At 49.5% G+C, this 23476-nt stretch carries 18 protein-coding genes; 2 read left to right on the forward strand and 16 right to left on the reverse strand.

The window, feature by feature from the left end; genetic code table 11:
• Window positions 1-36 precede the first annotated feature (36 nt).
• From H8730_RS12205 to H8730_RS12235, 7 genes are all read right to left on the reverse strand, one after another.
• Window positions 37-1899, reverse strand: a complete 1863-nt coding sequence (locus tag H8730_RS12205; protein WP_177713697.1) for a beta-N-acetylhexosaminidase — start codon at window positions 1897-1899, stop codon at window positions 37-39.
• A gap of 75 nt (window positions 1900-1974) precedes the next feature.
• The gene (locus tag H8730_RS12210; RefSeq protein WP_177713698.1) at window positions 1975-2979 is read right to left on the reverse strand and encodes a uroporphyrinogen decarboxylase family protein; all 1005 of its coding nucleotides are present in this window, start codon (window positions 2977-2979) and stop codon (window positions 1975-1977) included.
• 33 nt (window positions 2980-3012) lie between these two features.
• Window positions 3013-3891: an N-acetylneuraminate lyase gene (locus tag H8730_RS12215; RefSeq protein ID WP_177713699.1), complete on the reverse strand. Its 879-nt coding sequence runs from the start codon at window positions 3889-3891 to the stop codon at window positions 3013-3015.
• A gap of 15 nt (window positions 3892-3906) precedes the next feature.
• Window positions 3907-4872, reverse strand: coding sequence for a glycoside hydrolase family 172 protein (locus tag H8730_RS12220; RefSeq protein WP_249289872.1), 966 nt, complete (start codon window positions 4870-4872; stop codon window positions 3907-3909).
• Between the two features lie 214 nt (window positions 4873-5086).
• Window positions 5087-6781, reverse strand: a complete 1695-nt coding sequence (locus H8730_RS12225; protein ID WP_249289873.1) for an extracellular solute-binding protein — start codon at window positions 6779-6781, stop codon at window positions 5087-5089.
• 74 nt (window positions 6782-6855) lie between these two features.
• On the reverse strand, window positions 6856-7755 hold the full coding sequence (locus tag H8730_RS12230) for a carbohydrate ABC transporter permease (RefSeq protein WP_177713702.1): 900 nt from the start codon (window positions 7753-7755) through the stop codon (window positions 6856-6858).
• 15 nt (window positions 7756-7770) lie between these two features.
• Entirely contained in the window at window positions 7771-8724 is a 954-nt protein-coding gene (locus H8730_RS12235) for an ABC transporter permease (RefSeq protein ID WP_249289874.1), read from the reverse strand.
• 245 nt (window positions 8725-8969) lie between these two features.
• Between H8730_RS12235 and H8730_RS12240 the strand changes: the two genes are divergently transcribed.
• Window positions 8970-12116, forward strand: coding sequence for a glycosyl hydrolase (locus H8730_RS12240; protein WP_249289875.1), 3147 nt, complete (start codon window positions 8970-8972; stop codon window positions 12114-12116).
• 148 nt (window positions 12117-12264) lie between these two features.
• Here the strand turns inward: H8730_RS12240 and H8730_RS12245 are convergent, their stop codons facing one another.
• The 6 genes from H8730_RS12245 to H8730_RS12270 form a co-directional block, all read right to left on the reverse strand.
• A complete protein-coding gene (locus H8730_RS12245) occupies window positions 12265-12972 on the reverse strand; it encodes an acyl-[acyl-carrier-protein] thioesterase (RefSeq protein ID WP_177713705.1) in 708 nt (235 codons plus the stop codon).
• A 68-nt stretch (window positions 12973-13040) separates the two neighbouring features.
• Window positions 13041-13751, reverse strand: a complete 711-nt coding sequence (locus H8730_RS12250) for an endonuclease/exonuclease/phosphatase family protein (protein WP_177713706.1) — start codon at window positions 13749-13751, stop codon at window positions 13041-13043.
• Between the two features lie 80 nt (window positions 13752-13831).
• Window positions 13832-14608 carry an HAD-IIA family hydrolase gene (locus H8730_RS12255; protein WP_177713707.1) on the reverse strand — a complete coding sequence of 259 codons (777 nt, stop codon included), beginning with the start codon at window positions 14606-14608 and terminating at the stop codon, window positions 13832-13834.
• A 79-nt stretch (window positions 14609-14687) separates the two neighbouring features.
• Complete coding sequence (locus H8730_RS12260; protein WP_177713708.1) at window positions 14688-15542, reverse strand: basic amino acid ABC transporter substrate-binding protein; 855 nt, start codon at window positions 15540-15542, stop codon at window positions 14688-14690.
• Between the two features lie 23 nt (window positions 15543-15565).
• Window positions 15566-16288: an amino acid ABC transporter ATP-binding protein gene (locus tag H8730_RS12265; protein WP_177713711.1), complete on the reverse strand. Its 723-nt coding sequence runs from the start codon at window positions 16286-16288 to the stop codon at window positions 15566-15568.
• Between the two features lie 18 nt (window positions 16289-16306).
• The gene (locus H8730_RS12270; protein ID WP_177713709.1) at window positions 16307-17005 is read right to left on the reverse strand and encodes an amino acid ABC transporter permease; all 699 of its coding nucleotides are present in this window, start codon (window positions 17003-17005) and stop codon (window positions 16307-16309) included.
• Window positions 17006-17290: 285 nt separating this feature from the next.
• Between H8730_RS12270 and H8730_RS12275 the strand changes: the two genes are divergently transcribed.
• On the forward strand, window positions 17291-18358 hold the full coding sequence (locus H8730_RS12275; protein ID WP_177713710.1) for an ArsR/SmtB family transcription factor: 1068 nt from the start codon (window positions 17291-17293) through the stop codon (window positions 18356-18358).
• 184 nt (window positions 18359-18542) lie between these two features.
• Here the strand turns inward: H8730_RS12275 and H8730_RS12280 are convergent, their stop codons facing one another.
• The 3 genes from H8730_RS12280 to H8730_RS12290 form a co-directional block, all read right to left on the reverse strand.
• Window positions 18543-21764, reverse strand: coding sequence for an efflux RND transporter permease subunit (locus H8730_RS12280; RefSeq protein WP_177713752.1), 3222 nt, complete (start codon window positions 21762-21764; stop codon window positions 18543-18545).
• Window positions 21765-21915: 151 nt separating this feature from the next.
• The gene (srtB, locus tag H8730_RS12285) at window positions 21916-22728 is read right to left on the reverse strand and encodes a class B sortase (RefSeq protein ID WP_177713753.1); all 813 of its coding nucleotides are present in this window, start codon (window positions 22726-22728) and stop codon (window positions 21916-21918) included.
• 4 nt (window positions 22729-22732) lie between these two features.
• Window positions 22733-23425, reverse strand: coding sequence for an aldo/keto reductase (locus H8730_RS12290; RefSeq protein WP_177713754.1), 693 nt, complete (start codon window positions 23423-23425; stop codon window positions 22733-22735).
• Window positions 23426-23476: the final 51 nt, after the last annotated feature.

A 23476-nucleotide genomic window follows, 5' to 3' on the forward strand; every position in this document is an offset into this window, starting at 1 on the left:
CCGGCACAAATTGCCGTGTTGTTGTAATACTTGCAGTTACACCTGTGTCAGTTCTTGATATTCCCTCAAGAGGCGGCGCATATTTTCCATACTGTCCCAAAGTCCATCCAAGCGGTTTCTCCGCAGCCAGATCTGCCCGTATTCTTTCATCAGCTCCTCCAATTCCCAAGCCAGCTGCTTTGCCAGTTTCTTTGCCTGCATGGTTTTCCTCTGCAGCAGGAGCTGCTTAAGCTTGCCCAGTTGGCAGCCGTGACAAAAGAGCCGGGCATTGTTGATAAGCTCCCGTTTCCAGAGATCACATTCCTCACCACTCATCTGGCTGGCGGCAAGTTCTGTGAGAATGACATCCACCTCCCTGCACAGAGAGTCAAAATCATAATGCAGAATCTGCTGGATGGACTCCGTATTCTTGATTGCGTCTTTGAAAATCGACGCGATTAAGGAGGCATTTTCCTTCTCCAACGGATCTGGAAGCTGTCCGAGTCGTAGGAGCATTTGTCCTACCCTTCCGGCTTTATCTTCGAATAGCAGCAGATCAAGCCCGTGGGCTAAATCAATTTCGAGGTTTTGTGAATAGGCCCAGCTTAGGGCAGCGCCGTACAAATATCCGGGGAACGCGATGGGAAAATGTTCCCAGTGCCCGCGGTCACCCCAACTCGTTACCAGATACCCTGCTGCACCGTACCGTAGGCCATTTTCCGCCGCATTTTCCTGATTCTTTCTCATTTTGTCAATGCGGCCAATCAGAGAAAGCCAGCAAGCTGTTCCAGGACAGACGTAATAGCGCAGCCCGGCCTCCTGGTACGCGGCACAGTATTTTTCAAAAGGAGAGGCTGGATCATAGCCCCATTCCAGCAACGTGACCTCTTTAGGAATGGACTTGTATAGGTCTGGATAGTGCTTGACCACATCGCCCCACATCATCAAAGACTTGCCGTGCTTTGCGGCTAACTCTTGCAGCCACAACACATATTCCAGATAGACACCGTCCTTCCCGATTTCATTGCATCGCTGCATGCTCTTTCCCATGCCTAATTCATAGGGTTCGTCTAGGCACACATTATATCTTTGAGAAGAAAAGTAGGGTAGGAAATCTTCTGTCATATTCTCGACCAGTTCCCTCGTGCCCTTCAAATACGGGGCAAGTGTGCCCGGCTTCTCGACTCCACCGGGAGCCCAACTTGCAGGGTAACCATCTTCGCATTCAGCCAGATGTTTGAATTCCTCCCGTTCCAGCCATTTGGTCATATGACCGAGGCAATTCTGGGTAGGTATCAGCTCGATACAGCGTTCTTGGCAGTATTGGTCCAGTAGAAGAATCTCTTCTCCAGTAAGGGGAGTGCCTCCTTCCCAGGTTTCCGGATAAGAGGCATAGGCAAATTTCAGCCCCTCAACATGCAGAAAAAGCTGATTCAGTTTAACGTCAATCATAAAATCGATGAACTTGTACAACGTCTCTAAGGTTGGCATACGGTCACGGCTGATGTCATACAGGACGCCGCGTTGTGCATAGTCGGGTTCATCCTCGATATGCAGACAGGGCAATGTTCCCTGGTACTGCAAGAGCAGTTGTTTCAAAGTGGAAACTCCATACAGAGCGCCTGCCGTCCCGCCGTAAATCAGCGTCACACCCTCAGGGGCAATATCCAACTGATACGCCTGCGCGCCTATCTGCATTTCCGACTTTCGAAATCTAAACGCCGCTCTGCATGGCGATTTGGTCAGCAATCTGCGATCAAGCTTTTGACCGCAGATCTGTTGGCAAAGTTGTTGTAATCTTCTGGAAGCAAAATCTAGCTCCCGGCTATCCAGCAGAATGACGCCTTTGTGGGGCAGTACAAAATCGCCCTGCTTCACTTCCACTTTCTGTGGTCTTGGCACTAGATATATATTTCTCATAAAATCCCCCTATGGGCTGTTCTGCAAATCCATGTCGATTCAAGTTGCATAGGACGTATTCCATCAAAAGAAGATTCAGATGGTCTCCTGAACAGCTTTTCGCGCATATTCTTCGTAAAGGCACCGGAATATCCGGTAGTTTTCAAGGGAAACGTCAGGCGGAGTCTGATGGTCTACTGCCGGGATGAAGCTTCCCATGCGCATAACAGGCAGCAGCCGCTCAAACTCTTGCCGCATTGCTGCCTCCCCCAGATGCATGATCGTTTTATCAAAACCGCCCAGCATTTTCCACTTGGGATACTGTTGACGGATTCTGCTAACATCGACTCCCGCCTGTCGTTCTAGGGGCAGAACGCCTTCAATGCCGCATTCCGAAAACCAGGAAATCATGGGCTCTACGTCACCGTCCGTATCGATCAGCACCGAAACGCCGTAAGACTGTAGAGCGGGAACGACTTTCTGATAATATGGAGCAATAAATTCATCAAATAGACTTTTGGAAAGCATCGGCCCATGATTGTAAGACATATCCTCCGCGATTGTAACAAAATCCGGCGGAAAAATAGTGCAGGCAGCGTCTATCGCCTTAAGACAAAAGTCGCTTTGATCCTGATTGATGCGATGCAACAGATCGGGACAGTCGTAGAAGGAATACAAATGGGGTTCGATTCCCAGCAAGGTCCGCGGAAACCAGAAAAATCCTTCAAAGGTAAGCCAGACAACTGCTTCTCCGCTATCGCGCCGCGGCCTGACCTGCTGCATCCATTCCACCAGCTGATGGATGGATCGATCCTGATATAAATATGGCCGAATCGCATTGTAATCTGCCTCGTCCTGAATGATCCCCAATCCATGCCCCGCAGGTCTTGGGCAACCTTCTCCGGCAGAACGCAACCAGAATTGCAACATGGGATCCAACTCCCAATAAGCTGTTACGTCCGGATTCTTGAGTCCTACCGGCAAACCATCATCCTCCCAACGCGCCACCGTCTTATCCCACCAGTCCGCCCATTCGATCATAGGCAGACGGTCCTTCGGCCGTCCGCTCAGAGCGGCCTGAAACCGTTCTCGATTCGTCATACAATACATCCTCCCTTGCTGGCACGTCACTGCCTATAAAGTCTGCACATGCGGCAGTACCGCGCGCAGTTGCTCCATTTCCTCAGAAGAAAGCGTGTGAAAAGGCGCACGCGCATTGCCTGCCTCAATTCCCATGAGAGTCAGCAGTCCCTTGATCCCTGGGATCACGCCTACGCGGAGCAGGACGCTAATAACTTTGTTCACATCCGCTTGAATGCATCGCGCCTCATCCCAGCGTCCTTCCTGTACCAACGCATACATCCGGATGAACTTTTCTGCCATCAGGTTATACGTGCTGCCGATCCCACCAGTGGCCCCCGCCACCAGTCCGGAAAGAAACATCTCGTCATATCCGTTGAAGAGATACCTGTCTGGAAACCTGGTGTGCAGGCGCTCCAACACGAAGAAATCGCTGGACGTGTGTTTCAATCCAATGAAGCGCGGATCCTCCAAAAAGGATGCCAGTTGATTCTCCGACAGCTTCACGCCAGAGTAGCCGGGGAAATGATAGAGAATAACAGGCAGACCCGTACTTTCAGCCAGCGCATAATAATAGGATCGAATTTCCTCAAAGGTAAACGGATAGTAAAAGGGAGCAACGGAAGAGATAGCATCTACACCAAGGCCTGCCGCGTGTCGGGCCAGATCGGCGGCACCATCCTGTGAAATCTCCCCGATGTGTGCAATGAGAGCTGCCTTTCCAACGATTTCCTCAGCACAGGTTTCCAGCACCTCTTTCCGCTCTGTATGAGACAGCATGAATGCCTCAGCTGTGCTCCCACAACAATAAAAGCCGTTGACGCCTTTTTGCAGATTCATACGGATCAATTTCCGTAGCGCAGGTTTATTCACCGTTCCATCCGGCAGGAACGGCGTTACAAGAGCGACAAAAATTCCGTGAAGATCTTTCAATCCATTCTCCTCCCTCTAGATGATTTCCCGGTGATCGCGGTCCGGCAATTGTGGAAACTGCTGAGTCGGCAGTGCCTGATACCAGAATGCGACAGATGCTATGTCATCCTGTAAAGGGTAAAAACGTCCATCATCGCGCCAACTCAGCGCTTGGATTGTCACACGGATATCCCGCTCAAAACGAATTGGATCCTGAATGTGGAACCGGTATAATCCGAAGCGGCGTTGGCTTTTATATAAATTGTCCATCCGGACAACTTGAAGTCCCGTATAAGGAGTTGAAAAGGGCAGATAACAGGCGTGAGTCTGCGGATCTTCAAAATTGTAGGAACCGCCGAAATAATCTTCAGTCCCCGTACCGCAGACAGTCGGATGTATTCCATCGCCATCGAGATAAAACTTAATCTCGCCTTCCCCCCACCAGCCATTGCTGTTGACGCCCCAGGCTAAATAGGTCCCTACGTAGTGTCCCTGTCCCTGTACACCGTCCAGAATCGTATACTCCTCCTGATACGGCAGTGGGTTTACCCGCCGGAACTGCGCGTGAAAATAGGCGACCTCATCCGGAAGTTCTGTCAACGTGTAGTTGATCTGATAGTACAGGCTGATCGTATCGTCCCCCGTATTTTCCAATGTGATGCGGCAGTGCCGTCGAAACGGCATCGTCCAGTAGCAGTTAAAGCCGCTGCCCGGATTTACACATACTGCCAACCCGTTAATCTGTGAAAATTCGTTCCATCCACAGCAGAAGAAATCCCCAGCCGGACACTCCACGGAAGGCTGTTCCTGCCAGTCCCAATAAAAGCGCAAAATGGCATTTCGCCATTTTCCCGTCACGGTCATCCAAATTTGCTGGATTGCGCCAGGGCCGGCAATGCTGGCCAGCTCCCGAGTTTCATTTGGTTCAATTCGCTCCTTAGGGGAGGCTTTCCAGCCGCATCCAAGATCCCGGGCAGGCGAATCTTCACCCGGTATCGCCATAGCGCCCTTTCCCTTTGCTCCCGTTTTATTTTCTGAACTGATTGAGCGGCTGACTGCATGGGATAGAAAAGATAAGTCCTTCATCCCGTTTGTTAAACCGTAGAACATTGTTGCTTATGCGGACATTGGCTGCCGAACCGTGTTGCCGCATACTCCCTTCAGCTTTTTTTGGATAAGCCAGGAGCCCAGAGGCTCCCGGCTTTCGGCACGACATTTACTGGTTATAAACTTCCTGCATGATCTCGGTATACTCTTTCAAGCCTAAGTCTTCTAGCTCCTGACAATAGGTTTCCCATTCAGCATCCAGATCCCGTGTGCCTATGACAAAGGCCACTTCGTTCTCCTTAGTGTACTCGCCGAACAGAGTGCGGAAGTTGTTCTGCCGCTCCGCCAGCTGTGTATCAGAACTCCAGCTGACCAGTGGCTTGCCGGTATAAACCAGATAGTCGTTGTACGGCTGCGCCACCTGCCACAGCAGAGTGTCAATATTAGTGGGGTCATAGGTCATGGAAAAACGAACATCGTAAAAATCGCAGCGCGGAATAACGGTGTTGAGCCAGTTGATATTCTGCACGGGATCGGAGCTAAACAGATACCGATACGATTTTTCATCACCTCTCACGCTGGGCTCGTCGACGACCTCATAGTCTACCCCCTCTTCCCAGCCGTAATACTGAATCCAGGTTGCCTCTTCGCCAAGCCAGTAATCCAGCCACTGCACTGCGATTTCAGGAATCTCGCATTCTTTGGTGATGGCGCAGTCATTCTGAAAGAAGGTGTAGATGCCATCCGGGCAGGTGGTGGCAGTCTGCTGCAGTCCTGTCGGGCCTTTCAGCGGCGGAATGGCAACATAGTCATACTGCTTATTCACACCCGTATTATCGTTAAACATTCCCTGCCAAATGCCGGATGAGCATCCCACCAGCACGCTGCTGTCGTCTGTCGCTGCAACCACTGCGTACAACTGCGTCATATCCTGCACAAAAGTTTCCTCTGTGATCAGGCCTTCTGCATATAGATCCCGCATATAGGCCAACCCGTCGCGGAAACCATCCGTGTTGCGCTTGTAGACCACCGTGCCATCCTCTTCCCTAAAGAAATCCGTCGACAATTCAAAGGGATCGATCATGTAACCGAATGGGGAAGATCCTCCCCAGCCCATGCAGGAGAGATATGGAATTTCATCTTTTATCCCGTTTCCGTTGGGATCCTGGTCGCGGAAAGCGATCAGCATTTTCTTAAAGTCCTCGGTAGTCTCCGGCACATCCAAGCCGAGCTTATCCAGCCAAGGTTTATAAACAAACATCTTATTTTCCGCTAGCAAGTGCGTGCCGGTATCTGCGTCGAAAAAGGTATAGACGTTTCCATCCGGGGCAGTCATATACTCGACAAAAGCGGGGTTCTCCTCCCATTTCTGCTTGAGATTGGGGCCATATTCGTCAATCAGGTCGTTGAGCGGCAGCAGAACGCCGTCTTCCGCACACATCATGATTTCGCTGGTAGAGAACCGGCGGGCATAGACATCCGGGTACTCATGGCTGGCTAGAGTCAAGTTAAATGCGGTTGTCGCGTCAGCGCTTTCGATCGAAATCCAGTTGACATGTACGTTCGTCTGCTCCTCATACCACTGGGTAAGCTTATTTGTCTCCAGATCCTCGACCTGCGTTGAACGAATCGTCCAAATTTCCAATTCAACCTTTTCATCTGAGAGGGGAAATCCTTCTTTTCTCTCAACAGTGCCGCTCGTCGATACAGAAGACTCGGAACCGCTAGTGTCCGTGGAAGACTCGGAACCGCTATCGCCAGTGGAAGATCCGGAACTGCTATCGCCCTGCTTAGAACAAGCGGCGGTTGAGAGCGACATTGCTGCAATGATGAGCATAATTGCTATCTTTTTTAGATTTTTCAAGGTTAGTACCTCCTTCTTATTTTGTATTTGTATAACGGTGGGGATGTCCCTGTATTCTTTCCTCCTTTCCACCCCTATCCTTTTATTGCACCAATCATAATGCCTTTGACAAAATATTTCTGTACAAAGGGATATGCTATCATGACCGGCAGGGATGCCACAACAATAACCGAATACTTCATCAGATTTTTCCGCTCCATCAGCGTTCCCAGCAAGCCTTCATTGCCGATAAGCGTAGTCGGATCCAGAGTATTGGTAATCAGAATCTCCCGCAGTATGAGCTGCAAGGGGAATTTATTCCGATCCTGCAAATAGATCATGGAGCTGAAATAGGAATTCCACATGCCGACTGCATTAAACAAGGCGATAACCGCCAGGATTGGAACAGACAGCGGCAAAACTATACGCAGCAGATAATAGATGTTGCCACACCCGTCTAGCTGAGCAGACTCAAACAGCTCGCTGGGAATCTGCGTTCTGAAATAAGTGCGGATCACAATCATATTGTAGACCGACAGCGCTCCGGGCAGGACAACCGCCCACAGGGTATTATTAAGTCCGATGCTGTTGATAATGAGATAGCTCGGAATTAGACCGCCCGAAAAATACATAGTGATCAGACACATCACCATAATAATGCCGCGGCCTTTAAAATCGTCGCGCGAAAGGGGGTACGCACAGCATATGGTAACCGTCAGACTAATCACAACATACAGCACTGTGTAAATCAGGGAATTGCGGTATCCGATCCATATATATTCATATTCAAACACTGCCCTATACCCCTCAAGAGAAAACTGCCGGGGAATCAGAGAGGCGCTCAGAGTGGAGTTCGCACTGTCAAAGGATGCCGAAATAATAAACAAAAGTGGATACGCGATGAGAAGGAAGAAAATGAACAAAACAATAAAATCAACAGTGAGAAAGACCCGATCCGCCCAATTATATCGAGTGAGCTTATTTTTCCGGTGCATATTGAATCCTCCCTCCTACCATAGGCTGTTTTTCGTGAGCCATTTGGTAATGTAGTTAACCAATATAATAATACACAGATTGATGACCGCTAGAAACAGGCCCACAGCTGCTGAATAAGAATACTGGGGCAGCGCAGCGGCAAGGCTCTGCTTATACACATAGGTATCGATAACCTCCGAAACAGAAAGGTTCATTGGATTTTGCATCAATAAAATTTTCTCAAAGCCGGTAGCCAGCATACTGCCGCATCGCAGGATTAAAAGAATCGATATTGTCGGAAGCAGGGATGGCAGATCGATATGCCAAATTCTTTTCATGATTGTTGCGCCGTCAACGATTGCCGCTTCATGCAGTTCAGGCGAGACATTCGCTAGGGCTGATATGTAGATGATGGAGCCATATCCCAAGCCCTGCCATACACCGGACCACACATAGATGTGAGCAAAAGCGGACGGACGTCCCATGTAATTGACCGCTTCCATTCCGAACAGTCCCGTGAAAGCATTAAAAAGACCTGTTCGCGCATCAAAAAACTGTAGAATCATGCTGACCATAACAACAGTAGAAATAAAATTCGGCGCGTAACTCACCATCTGCACTGTTTTGACGAAGCGCCGTAATGGTAGATAATTGACCAGCAGCGCAAAAATAATTCCCAGCGGAAAGGTTAGCAGACCATAGAGATTCAGCGATATGGTATTCCAAAGAATTTTCCAAAAATTAGGGGTTTCCAGGAACTGCCGGAAATATCGAAGCCCTACCCATTCACTCTCCCATATCCCACGCGAGGGGCGGTAGTCCTTAAATGCAATTTGGACACCATACATGGGGGCGTAACTGAATACGATTAGAAACAGAATAGGAATAGCGACTAACACATATAAACTGGCGTTTCGCCTTACCTCTTTTACTACACGTTGATCCCACAGTCCTTTTGGCGAGATTATTTTCGTTTTTTCCTTTACCATACATTCAGTCACTCCCATATAATTTATGAGTCGCAGCAGGCCATACCGAAATCACACATCAAGAATAAAAGAACCGGTTCCACAAATCAAGGTTTCTTTTTTTTGCGGCGTACGTTTTTTTTAAAATTCCCAGCACGAAAAAAAATGTACCATCCAGATAAAATGGACCTTGCATATATACTTTCGAACTGTTATGATATCACATCAATAAAGACGAGTACTTCATGGTGCAGAGAGGAGCTTTTATGTCCGTAACAAAACAATCTTTCATGCGGGAGTTCGAAAACCCGACTCCCTTTTACCGTACTATGCCTTTTTGGGTGTGGAACAGCGATTTTTCCAAAGACGAAATTAGAGCACAATTGCTCGAACTAAAAGAACATGGGTTTGGAGGAGCATTCGTACACCCTCGTCCAGGCTTGATCTCGGAATATATGTCACAAGAGTGGTTTTCTGAGTGGGATTGTGCATTACAGACAGCAAAAGAGCTTGATCTGACATTGGGGCTCTACGATGAAAATTCATATCCTTCTGGTTTTGGGGGTGGTCACGTCCCCGCCATGTGTCCACAGTGCCTTTCGCAAAGCATAGGCTTTAAACGCGTAAATATTGCTGAGGCAAAAGCCCGACATAGCCGCATGCTGGACAGACCTATGAAAATTTTTGCATTTCAATCAGAAAAAGGCTCCATAATAAAAGATGTGACGCTCTTGCCGGCTAACGAATGGGGGCGCTACTCCCATGAGTTTTTAATAATTTACCTGCTGAATTCCATCGGCACGGCGTGGCAGGGAGGATTTGGGCCAATCGATGTTTTGCGCCCGGAGGCAACGGCAGCATTTTTAAGTTGCACACATGAAAAATATTATAGGAGATATGGGGAGTATTTTGATTCGCTAATCCATGCAGTATTTACTGATGAGCCGTATATTCAAAATGCGAATACTTCATGTGGCGAAGAGGTGAAGCTTCCCTTCAGCTACTGGTTTGCTCATCAATTTCAAAAAAAACGCGGCTATAGTATTATCGAAAATCTTCCTGCGCTGTATGGGGACGTGGAATATGCCGGATTTTCGTTTCCTCCATCCAAAGTCCGCTACGATTATTATGAGACTTTGCATGAGCTCTGGAAAGAAAACTATCTGCTTCCCATCTACACATGGTGTAAAGAACACCACCTTCCCCTAACCGGTCACTATTTTGAACATAATTGGCCCCTCGCCAATGCAGGAGCGGTGTCACCAGATGTTATGTCAGCATATGAATTTATGGATTGGCCTGGAATCGATATTTTGTTCTCTCATAATTTAAAAGACTCCCCGATCCACCCTCTCCAGATCGCATTATGGGAAGTGAGAAGCGTAGGAAATCAACTCGGCAAAAAAAGGATCCTGTGTGAAGTCAACGGTGCAGGCGGATGGGATTCAACATTCGCTGATTATAAAAGGACTGCGGATTGGCTTTTCGCAGGCGGTATCAATTTTCTTTGCCATCACCTTTGCTATGGCTCTATTTCAGGTGCGAGAAAACGGGACCATCCCCAATCGTTTGATTGGAGACAGCCATGGTGGGATGAGTTTGGCCAATTAAATACCTATTTCGGACGCCTTTCTTATACCCTGAGCCAAGGGAGTGCAAAACAGAGAGTATTGGTCCTCCACCCTACAACGACGGGGTATTTGCTCCCACGCTTACAAGAGGGAAAGACCATCGAAAAGGGGAATATACCAGACAACCCCTCGATGGAAAAATATTGGCACCTCCTGACAGAGCTAGAAAGAGAATTATGGGATTTTGATTTAGGCGATGAGTACATTTTGGAGCGCCATGGAGCGGTAGAAGATACGACCTTGATGGTTGGACAGCAGCAGTACAAGGCTGTCATCATACCAGGCGATATGAAAAACATGCGGGGCAGCACCTACGAATTGGTGCGCAAATTTGCAGAAAATGGTGGCGCAGTTTTATGTTGTGGGAGGCCTGGGGCCTATATTGACGGGAAAGTTAGCGAAAAAGCATTGGTAGACCTGTTTTCTCTGGAGCACCTATCTATTTTAGATACCGTAGATGAAACCTTCCAATTGCTAAATCAGCTTATCGGCAAAAATATTGAAACGCCTGTGCCGTTACCCCACGGATTTCATCATATTTGCAAAACTCTTGAAGATGGGATCTCGGTCCACTTCTGGGCAAATCACAGTGACAGCACTGTTGAAACCGAGTTCACTGTACCGGGAAATTCTGTCTGCCTACTCGATCCGTGGAATGGCAAGGAAAAGCTGCTTCCCTACACATTGAATGCTGCCAAATGCAGGGTGACATTTCCTTTGAAAATTTCGCCGGGAGAGTCAGCCCTTCTGCTGGCCTCCACCGAAAAAATGTGGGATGCTAAGACCCCCCAAAGACGTATGGATCCCCATGCAATGGTCCTGATGCCGCATCGTATATATCCAGAGAAAGAAAACTGGCTTCCCTTACAGTATTGTACACTAACGATTGATGGCCAAACTTACCGTGATGTATATTTTTTAAATGCGTGTGAACTACTGTACCGGCATCGCGGATTTCCAGGGAATCCTTGGTCCAGCGCTATACAATATCGAAATGCGTTCATCGATCAGGCTGAATATGATCCTGGAAACGGATTTTCCCTTCGATACAATTGCTGTATCGATTCACTGCCTAAAGGGGATCTTCATCTGTTAGTAGAACATCCTGAATTATATGCTTTAGAAGTTAACGGAAAGCAGATACGGTGGGAGAAAAATCGCGACGAGCTGGATCACCATATGGGAAAGGCCTATATCACCGATGCGGTCCAGCCTGGAGAAAACACGATTGTATTACAGTGCGATCGCTTCAGCGTTAAAGGGGAAATAGAGCCCATCTATGTCAAAGGGAATTTCACAGTTCATAGCAGTGGAAGCCAATGGACTATCGCACCCTGTAATCCCATGGGACCAGGAACCATCATATCGCAGGGATACCCATTTTATCCCGGGGCAATCCTCTATGAATATGAATTGAATTGTCACAGTACGCCTGCAAGTGCAGTCCTTAAACTCCTTGGCACAGAGGCCACCTGCTGCTCTGTAAAAGTAAATGACAGCGCGCCGCTTTTGGTTGGGGTAAAAGAAAAAGCAGACGTCATCGATATAGCGGATTGTCTATTAGAAGGAAAAAACCGAATTACAGTCCGTTTATGTGCAAGCTACAAAAATACCTTTGGGCCTCATTTCGATGCTGCAAAGCCCAGACGTGAGGCTTGGCCCACCATGTGGCGAGAGGCGCCGCCCCATTCTCCGTCACCGGATATGTACGATCTTATCCCCTATGGGTTTGACGGGAGGATGGAAATTTTCATACGTGATAAAGCTTCGTCGCAAGGTTAGAGAGACCTATCTCTTTATACAGGAGGCTGTGCCCCGCTGATACGACCTGAAATCTGTCCAACGGGAAAAAGAGAGCGCCCAGCTCGTCTTTGCAAACTGGACGCTCCCACCCATGTAATCTAGGCGGATTCGATTTTACCGTACTATACTATCCCATGTATCCAGCCATCTGGATACGGACGAAGGGTTCGCCATCTTCACGGCAGAGCGCTACATGCACATCTTCACCTGTCTCCGTCAACCTCGGCGATACCTGGTCTCCACACACCGCTGAATGCTTGTATTCCGCTAATAACTCCTGTAACGGCCTCCCGGACGGCCAGTATGGCAGGGCCATTTCCATCCACCTGATATTGTTGACATGTCCGTTGGTATCCAAATCCCGCCTCTGGATGCGAAAGGACGGCGCTAACTGGCCCCCGTCAATTTTCCCCGGGCGCCGCATGGAAAATAGCGCTTTTCCCTCCGGCGCAAACGCACGGATCATGTCTTCGGGCGGCTCCACCATCGTCAAGCGATCTAGATCCATCAACGCCCACAGCGATGTGGCCTCCACGAGAATCCCACCCTGCCGATCAAAAATCTGAAAATTTCGACGGCCAAAGGGTCCCCGAAAATCGTAGGCCCATGTGCGAATGCGGATTTCCTCATTCCACCGGACCGAGCGGCCAAATCGGATATGCCAGCTCAGCAAAAACCAGCCTCGCCGCATCTCCAGCATTCGATAGATATCGTATCCCACCTCACCCGCGTGAAATATTGCCGCGTTCTGTAAATAGTTGGCCAGCGCCGACGGAGATGCCACTCCCTCACAGCCAACTTCGTCGTATCGGATGCGGGACGTATATTCAAACATAACGATTTCCTTTCCTGTGCGTATTCGTATGTATTGTAGCAAAGAAAAAACCGGATGTCAAATCCGGCTTAAAGTTCAATATCCGCGATGTAGGGGCGGTGATCCGAAGCCCGTGTCACTGGCACAAAGACATGATGGACCTGAATCTGCGGCGATACGAGGATGTGATCGATCTTGCGGTCCGGCCTGTCCGACGGCCAGCTGAGCAAGGGGTCCTCTGTGATGAGCGCTGTGTCTTTCAGAACGGTAAACAGCGGTGCAATCACGTCGTCGTGCGGCAGCGCGTTGAAATCTCCCATGAGGACCACAGGTCCTTCGATCCCCCGGAGGGTCCTCATCACCGTCTCCACGGCATTTTTCTTTTCCTGTCTCGCAAGCCCAAAATGGGTGACCAACACCGTGATTTTCTGTTCAAGCTGAATCTCATTTTTCATCAGGCAGCGGGTCTCATAGTAGGTATCTTCATTCTTAACTTCAGGGTCGGGAATGGGGATTACCTCGGTTGACGCTGCAAACTTGCTCAGCATGGCATTGCCGTACAGCCCATCGTTCATCGGCAACGCCGGTCCAAAATACCCGTACATCTCCAGCCCTTTCGCTAAAATCTGCGTCTGCGATGTATACTGGCTGACTCTGGAGTTCTCCTGAACCTCGTTGAGTCCCACAATATCTGGCTGGTATTGTTCTATGACTCCCTGGGCAAAGGCCAGATCCTGCCTGCGATCCTCCTCATAATTGTGCCCTGACGCGATATTGTACGTCATCACACGCAATTTCATTCTTCATCATCCTTTCCTACAATTTTTAGACCTGAACGGCGTCAGCAGCACAGGTAAAAAATCTTGACCACGCCATACGCTCATGCCCCCGTGGAAAACAATTCGCCAATATGGTCCACAATGATATCGGGTTTGATGGCAGATGTCTCCACATCCGCCCGCGACGTAACGCCTGTAAGCACCAGCACGGACGTAACCCCATTGAGCGCCCCCAGCGCGATATCCGTTTCCAGGCGGTCTCCGATCACGACCATCTCCTCCTTTTGACATCCGGTGCGCTCCATGATCATCTGAAGGGTCTCCATGTGTGGTTTGCCAAAATACCGCGGCACCTTGCCTGTGGATGCCGTGACAAGGGCGCACAGCGAACCGGAGTCTACCATATATCCCCGGTCCACGGGGCAGTTGACATCGGGATGGGTGGACAAAAACTCCGCCCCATTTCGAACATAATGGCAGGCCCTGTCCAGTTTCTCATAGGTCACGCCGGTATCAAAACTCACCAACACAATATCCGGGTCGTCCTGGACAAGCGCAATTCCCGCCTGCCGAAAACTCTGTTCCAAATCCGGCGTTCCCAGGAGGAGTACTTTGGAGCTGTCGCGGTAGGTTTTTAAGAATTGTATCGTCACGTCGCCGGAGGTCATAATCTCATCTGGCGTCGCCGGTATGCCCATGGACGCAAGCCGGCCCTCGTATGTCTTCCTGGAGCGGGAGGCATTGTTGGTGAAAAATATGTACGCCCCGCCTGTCTCCTTAATATGCCTCAAAAAGGGGAGCGTCTGCGGAAACAATCGATCCCCCAAATAGACTGTCCCATCCATATCTAGGATAAATAACCGTTTCTCTTCCAGCATAAAAATTCCCTCATCTCATGAAAGAAAAATCCCGCGACAGCTCTCGCCTGGCGGGTTTTTCCAATTCTACTTATTCCTCTTATTCTCCAGACACAACTCCAACATAATCCAGAATGATCTTATCGATGGTTCCATCTTCGGTCATGGCTTTCAGCACCTCATTGAGCTGCTTCACCACCTCCGTCTCTCCCTTTTTCACTGCGATTCCGAATTTTTCATCTTCAAAGTATTTCTGATCGGTGATGATCTTTAGATCGTTGTCGTCGCCGAGAAATGTCTCCGCCACGGGCTTGTCAATGATCAGCGCGTCGATGCGGCCATTGCGAAGATCTGCGGCCCCGTCCACGCCCTTGGTATAGTGCTCCAGCGTGACGTCGAACGTTGCATCCTTCATGGTCAGCGCTCCGGTGTAGCCGGTCACCACGCCGACCTTTTTGCCAGCCAGATCCTCCACTTTTTGGGTGGTTTCATCCGACGCTGGCACGACGATGGCCTGAATCGCCGTATAGTAGGGATCCGAGAAATCCGCTTCCAGAAGGCGCTCCTCCGTGATTGTCATACCCGCAAGGGCACAGTCAATCCGGTCAGAGTCCAGAGCCGGAATCAGCGAGTTGAAATCCATATTGGAGATCTCCACTTCCATCCCTAGGCGCTCGCCGATCTCCTTTGCGATCGCCATGTCGACTCCATCAAACTCACCGATGACACCGTTTGCCTTGACGTACTCAAAGGGTGGGAATTCCGCGTTGGTGCCGATGATCAATTTCTGTCCCTTTTCCAGCTTCTTCGTCCCCGTCGCTTCGGAATTCGCCTGGCTGCTCTCCTGACCGCCCTGCGATGCGGCGGACGAATCACTGGAATCTGCCTTCTTACAGCCGGCCATCATCAACACTGCCAGACTGACAACCAGCACCGCTGTCAAAATCTTTTTCATCTTACTTCCTCCTCGCTTTTCTCCTAAAGAACTTTGCTCAAAAACTCTCTCGTTCTCGGATGCTGGGGATCCTGAAAAATCGTTCTCGGATCTCCCTGCTCCAGAATCTTTCCCTCATCCATAAACAATAACTTGGATCCGACTTCCCGGGCGAATCCCATCTCGTGGGTGACCACAACCATAGTCATTCCCTCCGTGGCCAATTCCTTCATGACGCCCAGTACCTCGCCAACCATCTCGGGGTCCAGGGCGGAGGTGGGCTCATCAAAAAGCATGATATCCGGCTGCATCGCCAGCGCCCGAGCGATGGCAATGCGCTGCTTTTGTCCGCCGGACAGGCGCGAAGGATATTCCCTCTCCTTATCCAACAGCCCTACTTTTTTCAGAAGGGATCGGGCCAACGCCTCCGCCTGATCCTTCGCCATATTCTTTATGCGAATGGGCGCTAAAGTTAAATTCTCCAGCACCGTCAAATGAGGAAACAGATTAAAATGTTGAAACACCATGCCCATCTTCTGGCGAATCCGATTGACATTGACTTTGGGGTCTGTGATACATTCCCCCTCTATGTAAATCTTCCCCTCCGAAGGTGTCTCCAGAAGATTAAGGCACCGCAGAAACGTGGATTTCCCCGACCCAGACGGGCCGATGATCACCAGCTTTTCGCCTTTTTCAACGACCTGATCAATCCCCTGCAATACCTTCAGCTCGCCAAAGCTTTTGTGCAGGCCAGAAACTTGAATCATATCCATACGCCCCACCTCCTACATCTCGGATTTCCGCAGCCGCTTCTCAAAGACCTGTAGGCCTTTGGACAGCAGCTTCACCAGAATGAAGTAGATGATCGCCGTGGCGAACAGCGGCATAGAACTCCATGTGATGCTTCGGATAATATCGCTAGCCTTGGTGAGATCTTGCAGCGCTATGTAGCCGGCAATGGCGGTTTCCTTGATCAGAACGATGAACTCATTGCCCAAAGCCGGCAAAATGTTCTTGATCGCCTGAGGGATTATGATCAGCCGCATGGTCTGGGCCGATGTAAGCCCCAGCGAACGCCCCGCCTCCATCTGCCCACGGTCCACAGACAAAATACCGCCTCGCACAATCTCCGCCACATAGGCCCCGCTGTTGATCCCGAAGGAAATAGCGGCAATAACCACCTTGGGCATATTTTTGAAGGGTGCAAAGATGACATAATAGATGATCAAGAGCTGCACCACCGTGGGTGTGCCTCGAATCACATCGATATAGATTCCCGCAATCCAGTTCAGAAGCTTAATCTTTGACAGGCGAAAGAAGGCCATAATAAATCCAATGATACAGCCCAGCAAAATCGCCATCAGCGAAATAAGAATCGTCGTCCCCAGGCCCCTGACAATGAGCATATACCGGTCTTCCACGATAAAATTCTTCACAAAGGATTCCGCAAAAGACTGCCACGTCTTCTGTATCCATTCGATCATTCCTGTTCCCCTCCCACAATGCTCTTAAAGCGTAAGTATAGCACAGATTGTATAATTATTCAATACATTCTCCGATTATACAATCAATAAAAAACCTCACAAAAAAAGTGCAAATTTCGGCATAAATATGGGAAAAGAGCCCTTACCGCAGAATTGTAATAGTCATCCCATAGGAGTCCTGCGCCATCCCCTCCCGGTTCATCCTGTGAAATCATTTTGCCTATTGCATTATTCACAAAATTATGGTAACCTAAAAACATATTATGTGGATTGAGGTGGTCTGCGATGAACATTAATGAAACCGTTGGGATAATTTATGATACAATTTTTTATGGTGTAGCCTACTTCAACAGAAAATCTTTGGCTATGCATCCTGACTTGATTGGCACCGATGAACGTACTCGATTCTTTCATTATAATAACCTGCGGTCAACGACCCACGTCCCAGATCCCCCCGATTGCCTGCTCCCTTTGTTTTATTATAACAACCATAGATGTAGTGTTTTGACTGCCTATTTCCATAAATACTTTAACTATTTCAGTGATACACTTGCGGATTTTTATTCTATGCTCCGAGATAAATCCAGGTTCAAAAAATTTGTTATGGACTATTACTTTCACGATACTTTTAACGAGAAAGAATTACAAAAATTGTGTTTATCCGAAGGCCAAACTGTCCTAAGGGCAGCAGAAATTCTTAGTCAAATAATTGAAATTAAATATCATTCAGCCCTATTCTATCACTTCAATGAAATGGTTGATACGGCTGTCGAATTTTTGACGCAGCTCATTCCCTTTATTCAGACGTACCGTTCGAGACGAAAAACAGAAGCATTGGATACCCTCCAAAAATTTATGGTAGATGACATCCAACTTCTAGTCAAAAAAAGACGGCTAAAGCTTGATGACAGCCACGAAGTTCAGCTAGAAAAACAGGTATATAGTGTATGCCATATTAACCAATACATCGTTGCAGACTTCTGTATCGGCAATAAATACATTTTTGTCCTTGGCGTCGATTGGTCTAAGGTGTTCTCCCATGCGCTCAATCCCCCCCACGTCACTATGCAATCCGTCATGACTGCCTTAGGTCATCCCGTCAAGGTTGAGATTGTTAATGAACTGAGACAACAAGATTTAACCATATCTCAGCTAGCCCGCCGTTTACATCTTGCGCGAACCTCTATTTCGCGCTATGTACAGGATTTATTGAATGAGCTTGTCATTGTTAGGTCACGCAAATCTGGTCCAGAGATTTATTATACTTTAAATTCGACATATCTGCGGTACGCAAAAGCTACCTTTGACGAATTTTTAGATCAAGCGATTCTTGATTCTGATAAAGCATTGTGATATTTGCATTCTGTATTCGCCGCTTGACGAAAAATTCTCTTACTTTTAAATTCGGGACAAGGTGGGAATCCTCGAACGAGTCGATTCCCACCTTGTCCCGATTATAAGCGCCCCATTACTCTTCTTCCTCAATCTCCTCGTCCTCAGAAAACATACCGGCCATACCATCAATACAAGAGCGCAATCACTGAGCGTTTGCCTCTTGCGGTTCATGGACCTTAGTCTCCCGGCGGTGGAATACGTCGTACAGCACCGGCACAATAAACAGTGTCAGCACCGTGGCATAGATCAGACCTCCGATGGTCGTCAGCGCCAGCGGTTTCATCATGACCGCGCCGGCGCTCTGGTCAAAGGCCATGGTGGTCAACGCTAGTATTGTCGTCAGCGCAGTCATCAAGATGGGCCGGATTCGGTCCCGACCAGTTTCAAGCAGCGCTTCCCGCTTGCTGAGCCCTTGCCGCCGCATTTGATTCACATAATCCACAAACACGATCCCATTGTTTACCACAATGCCCATGAGAAGGATGAGTCCGATGAGGGCTACGACGCTCAAAGGCATACCCGCAAAGTAGAGGGCGAAGAATCCGCCGGTAAAAGCCAGAGGAATGGTAAACATGACAATAAAAGGGGATAGGAGGGATTGGAACTGCGCCACCATGACCAGATAGATGAAGACGATGGCCAGTATCAACATCAGATATAAATCGGAAAAGGCGTCCTGGATGGATTGATTTTCCCCAGCGATTTCGTAGCGCGTTCCCGCAGGCAGCGTCAGCTGGCTAAGCTTCTCTTCTATAACTGCGCTGACCTTGCCGATATTGTACCCTTCCTTCAGAGAGCCGGTAACCGATACATACCGCTCCTGTCCAGAGTGCCGGATGGACTGAAATCCATCCGCCTTTTCCAGAGTGGCAACCTCACCTACGGTCACGGTCCCCTCCCCAGTCGCCTTGGGAACCTCAATGGATTCTAGATCCTCGCTGGTAACAGGTGCGGTCCGCTCATCCTTAACATAGACGTCTACATCCTGATCGCCCACCGTCATCGTGGTCGCCACCGTATCCGCAGCCAGCGCCTGGGCCACCGCCAAATATACCTGTGCCGTGGTCACTCCATTTTGAAGTGCCTTGCTCTTGTCAACTGTGATGCGGATCTCCTGGCTTTCTTTCCCTAGGCCACTGTCAATCTCAATGGCGCCTTCCACCTCACCGAGGGTTTCGGCAATCATCTGTGCCGCCTCCCGCAGTTCGTCCAGCTCGCTGCCAAATACGTTGACCGCGATACTTCCGCCGCTGAGGCTGGACAAATCCGCGCCGGCAGACGAAACGGATACACGGAAAGCAAATCCCTCCGTCCTGTCTCGTATCTCTTGCACCACCTCGTCGGTGGACATGCTTCGATTCTCATCCAATCTGACGTAGATTGTCGTTCCGCCGCCCATTCCCATCATGCTCATGGAGGATGCGGAACCTTCAGAATATAGAATGCCAGCAGTCTCGATGGCGGGAATCTGGTTGAGGACCGAGGACAGCTGATCCAGCGCCACGAAGGTATCCTCCTGTCCGAAATCGTCTGGCATCTCCACAGACACCGATATATTGCCAGTGTCACCGGAGGGAAATAACTCCGTCCCCAGGGAAAAGGACGCAAGGATACTGGTGACAAACAAAACGAAAACTAGCAAAATTGTAACCCATTTGTGATTGAGGGCATGGTTTAGCAGCCGTGTATACCCTGTCTGAAACTTGGAAAAGATTCGGTTCTTGCCTTTGATCTCTTTTTTCAGAAGGGTGGCCGATGCCATAGGAACCAGGGTCAGCGCCACCAACAGGCTGGCGAGAAGGGAAAAGGCGATGGTCAGCGCCATATCGGTAAACAGCTGTCTCGTAAGTCCCTCTGTGAAAATAATGGGAACAAACACGATGATCGTCGTCAGCGTTGACGCCGTGATGGCACCGCTGACCTGCTTAGCCCCCTCAATGGCCGCCCTCTTGCGGTCCACCCCCTGAGATCGAAGCCGGAAAATATTCTCAATGACAACGATGGAATTATCCACCAGCATTCCAACACCCAGAGCTAAGCCGCTCATGGAAATTAGATTCATGGTGATTCCAGAAAAATACATGAGAACAAAGGTGGTAATGACACTGATCACAATGGATAGGCCCACGACGAATGTGGGCTTGATGCTCTTTAGGAAGAGCCATAGAATCAGGATGGCCAGAAGGCCGCCAAAGACTAGATTCTGAATAATGGTATCCATCATCAGATGGACGTACTCGCCCTGATCCATGAGGACTTGAAACTGAACCCCCTCATGGCTGTCCTGGATCTTTGGCAACTTGTTCTGAATCGCCTCCGTCACTTCCGCAGTGGAATACTCCGATTGCTTTTGCAGAGAGAGGATGGCGGCGCTCTCTCCGTTGACCCGGCAATATTTGGAGGCGGAGTCATCTGTCTTGACAATCTCCGCGATATCGCCCAGGGTAATGTCATCCATATCCGGGATGCTCAAAATGACCATGTCGGCCAGCTCATCGAAATCCCGGAATTTATCCCCTGTCCGCACAAGATAGCTGATTCCATCCTCCTCCACACTTCCGGAGGGCATACTCAAGTTCTGTCCCTGCAAGATCTGGGAGAGCATCTCCTTCGTCATATCGACCTTCGGGATCTGGTCTTCCGGCAGCTCTGGCTCAATGTCCGTCACACCGGGAATGACCGTCCCCGCCGGCAACCCCATCTCGGCCAGCGTCGCGTCAATCTGTTGCTGAATCTGCTCCTGTGCCTGCTCTAGAATCTTGTCATAAATTCTCTGATTGACTGCGTCAATTTTCTCCTGCGTGATGCTGACGTAGGCCACATTGCTCACCAGCCCTGACGCGCTGACCGATGCCACTCCCTCAACGCTTTTCAGCTCTGGAAGAATCTTGCTCTCCAAAAATTGCGATGAATCGCGGATATCCGTCCCCTCTACCGCCGCCGACATGACCATGACCGGCATCATGTCCGGATTGATCTTCATAATCACAGGAGATCCCGCGCCGTCAGGCAGATAGGATGTGATCATGTCCAGCCCTTCGCGCATTTCAATCATGGCCGTGTCCATGTTTGCGCTTTCCGTGAACTGTAGAATGACCATGGATATATTTTCGGATGAGATGGAGGATATGGCCTCCATATTGCTGATCGATGCCATGGACTGCTCCACAACCGAGCTGACCCTCGTCTCCACCTCCTCCGGCGACGCGCCAGGATAGGCGGTGGTAATCATGGCGTATGGCAGGTTGATGCTAGGTATCAGGTCAACCGTCATATTGGTGTAGGAGACGCCCCCCAGTATAAGCACGATGATAATCGCCACAATGACGGTAAAGGGTTTATTCACGCTGAACTTGGAAAACACGTTGCCATTCCTCCCGCTATACAATAAATCTCGACCGGCCGGTCGAACAGGGTTCATTATAGCATACGAGACCTGCCCTGCACAAGGGGGATGGTGGATTTTCTCGGTTTGGAGGCCGGAGCCATATCCCATTCTCGAACAAACCTACCCCCTAGTCTTCCACTAGCTTCGCCTGCATCACCAGGCGCCCTTTCTCTTTATCGAGGGCATAATCGCAGGTGGAGAGGGTTATGATTGTATCCTCCGGCCCAACCGTGACATCGGTAGCATACTTCGAATGGCGTCTGCATTCTTCGATGAAATTCAGATAATCCGTGTCGCTGTCAAATCCCACGCGGTTATACTCAAAATCCGTGGTCGTCTGATACACAGCAAAGATCTCGCAGGTATACACATGCCCGTCTGTAATAAAAGTAAACCTTGGGTGCTCCCGGAAGAAATCTTCTTTGAGAAATTTTGTAATATTTCCAAACATGGAGGTGTCCTTCATCCGATGGCCGTAGAGAACAAGATTATCCCGTCCGGCGGAGAGATCATTCCGATAATCCATGAAAATACTCCCCGCGCTGTTGTACTCCCGGTAAAAATTCTTCGTCAAGTAATAGTCGTTATCGGTTGTCTGGAGCACCGGATAATCAATGAGGGTGTCCGGCACTTGAATCCACCCCACGACATCGGGATTGGTTTCCCGCAATTTTTCCAGGGAAAGGGTATAGTCCTCAAAAGCAGCGCTCTCCCCAAAGGACGCTTCCTCCCCTCCACTGGCCTGCTTCAGCGTGGAATCCCCGTAGAAGAGGGTTTGTACCTGGGACTGCACCTGGCGATTCTGATAATAGCCATAGATTATGACGCCTAACTTATACAGACAGAACACAAATACCACAATACAGACAAACAGCAGAATGTTTAGAATGATGCGCTCCGCCCTGCTTGCTTTTCGCTTCGGCTTTTTCTCCTTCTTCATATCCTCATCCTTTTCCCCAGGAAAGTACTTGTTCAAAGCCCATGGACTCATCCAAGAGCCAAAGGGACACATGGTCCTGCCGCTCGTCTAGAAAGCGGCAGTCCGCCTCCAAATCCTCGCTAGCTTCCTCCGGTGGAACGCTGATGCTGCCCACCTGCGCCTCCAGACAGAAATCCAGAAGGCTCACCTCTTCCTCCGCGCTCCCTCGGCTCCACGGGTATTGTAGGGTGTCATACCACCCATACTCGAGGGCCTTGACTGCAATCTCCCAATTTCCCGTTGTAATCCCAATGTGGTGAATTCTACCTTCCCCCCTAGCCTTGGTCAGGGCATCAAAGAGTCCGCTGCCGTCGCCAGGGCGCGGTAAAAAATCAGGGTCATGAATCTGGAGGATATCCAGATACTCCGTCTTCAGATCCCCCAGCATAGCCGAAAGATCCCGCTCTAGCTCCTGCGCCGTGGAAGGAATAAAACTTCCCGCCAGCACCACCTTCTCTCGAATCTGGCCCAGCCCCCGCCCAACTCGCCGCTGGACCTCTGCACAGGGGAGTCCTATATCAAAAAAAGTGACGCCAGAGTCTACCGCCCGCTGCAGTATTCTCGCCGCTTCCTCATAGGATCGATTTTTTAGGGGGCTCAACTCAAATCCAACGCTCCCAACCTGTAACCCGGTCCGTCCCATATGCACCATTTTCATCTGACTGTGTCCTCCTTAGCCGGATATTGCATTTTTATTGTATCCTACTTT

Source organism: Bianquea renquensis, assembly GCF_014384895.1.
In the GTDB taxonomy this organism is placed as follows: Bacteria; Bacillota; Clostridia; order Lachnospirales; family Bianqueaceae; genus Bianquea; species Bianquea renquensis.

Coding starts and splice junctions, on each gene's coding strand:
- H8730_RS12205 (WP_177713697.1), bottom strand. CDS start 1,899: ATGAGAAATATATATCTAGTGCCAAGACCACAGAAAGTGGAAGTGAAG.
- H8730_RS12210 (WP_177713698.1), bottom strand. CDS start 2,979: ATGACGAATCGAGAACGGTTTCAGGCCGCTCTGAGCGGACGGCCGAAG.
- H8730_RS12220 (WP_249289872.1), bottom strand. CDS start 4,872: ATGGCGATACCGGGTGAAGATTCGCCTGCCCGGGATCTTGGATGCGGC.
- H8730_RS12230 (WP_177713702.1), bottom strand. CDS start 7,755: ATGCACCGGAAAAATAAGCTCACTCGATATAATTGGGCGGATCGGGTC.
- H8730_RS12235 (WP_249289874.1), bottom strand. CDS start 8,724: ATGGTAAAGGAAAAAACGAAAATAATCTCGCCAAAAGGACTGTGGGAT.
- H8730_RS12240 (WP_249289875.1), top strand. CDS start 8,970: ATGTCCGTAACAAAACAATCTTTCATGCGGGAGTTCGAAAACCCGACT.
- H8730_RS12245 (WP_177713705.1), bottom strand. CDS start 12,972: ATGTTTGAATATACGTCCCGCATCCGATACGACGAAGTTGGCTGTGAG.
- H8730_RS12250 (WP_177713706.1), bottom strand. CDS start 13,751: ATGAAATTGCGTGTGATGACGTACAATATCGCGTCAGGGCACAATTAT.
- H8730_RS12255 (WP_177713707.1), bottom strand. CDS start 14,608: ATGCTGGAAGAGAAACGGTTATTTATCCTAGATATGGATGGGACAGTC.
- H8730_RS12260 (WP_177713708.1), bottom strand. CDS start 15,542: ATGAAAAAGATTTTGACAGCGGTGCTGGTTGTCAGTCTGGCAGTGTTG.
- H8730_RS12265 (WP_177713711.1), bottom strand. CDS start 16,288: ATGATTCAAGTTTCTGGCCTGCACAAAAGCTTTGGCGAGCTGAAGGTA.
- H8730_RS12270 (WP_177713709.1), bottom strand. CDS start 17,005: ATGATCGAATGGATACAGAAGACGTGGCAGTCTTTTGCGGAATCCTTT.
- H8730_RS12275 (WP_177713710.1), top strand. CDS start 17,291: ATGAACATTAATGAAACCGTTGGGATAATTTATGATACAATTTTTTAT.
- srtB (WP_177713753.1), bottom strand. CDS start 22,728: ATGAAGAAGGAGAAAAAGCCGAAGCGAAAAGCAAGCAGGGCGGAGCGC.
- H8730_RS12290 (WP_177713754.1), bottom strand. CDS start 23,425: ATGAAAATGGTGCATATGGGACGGACCGGGTTACAGGTTGGGAGCGTT.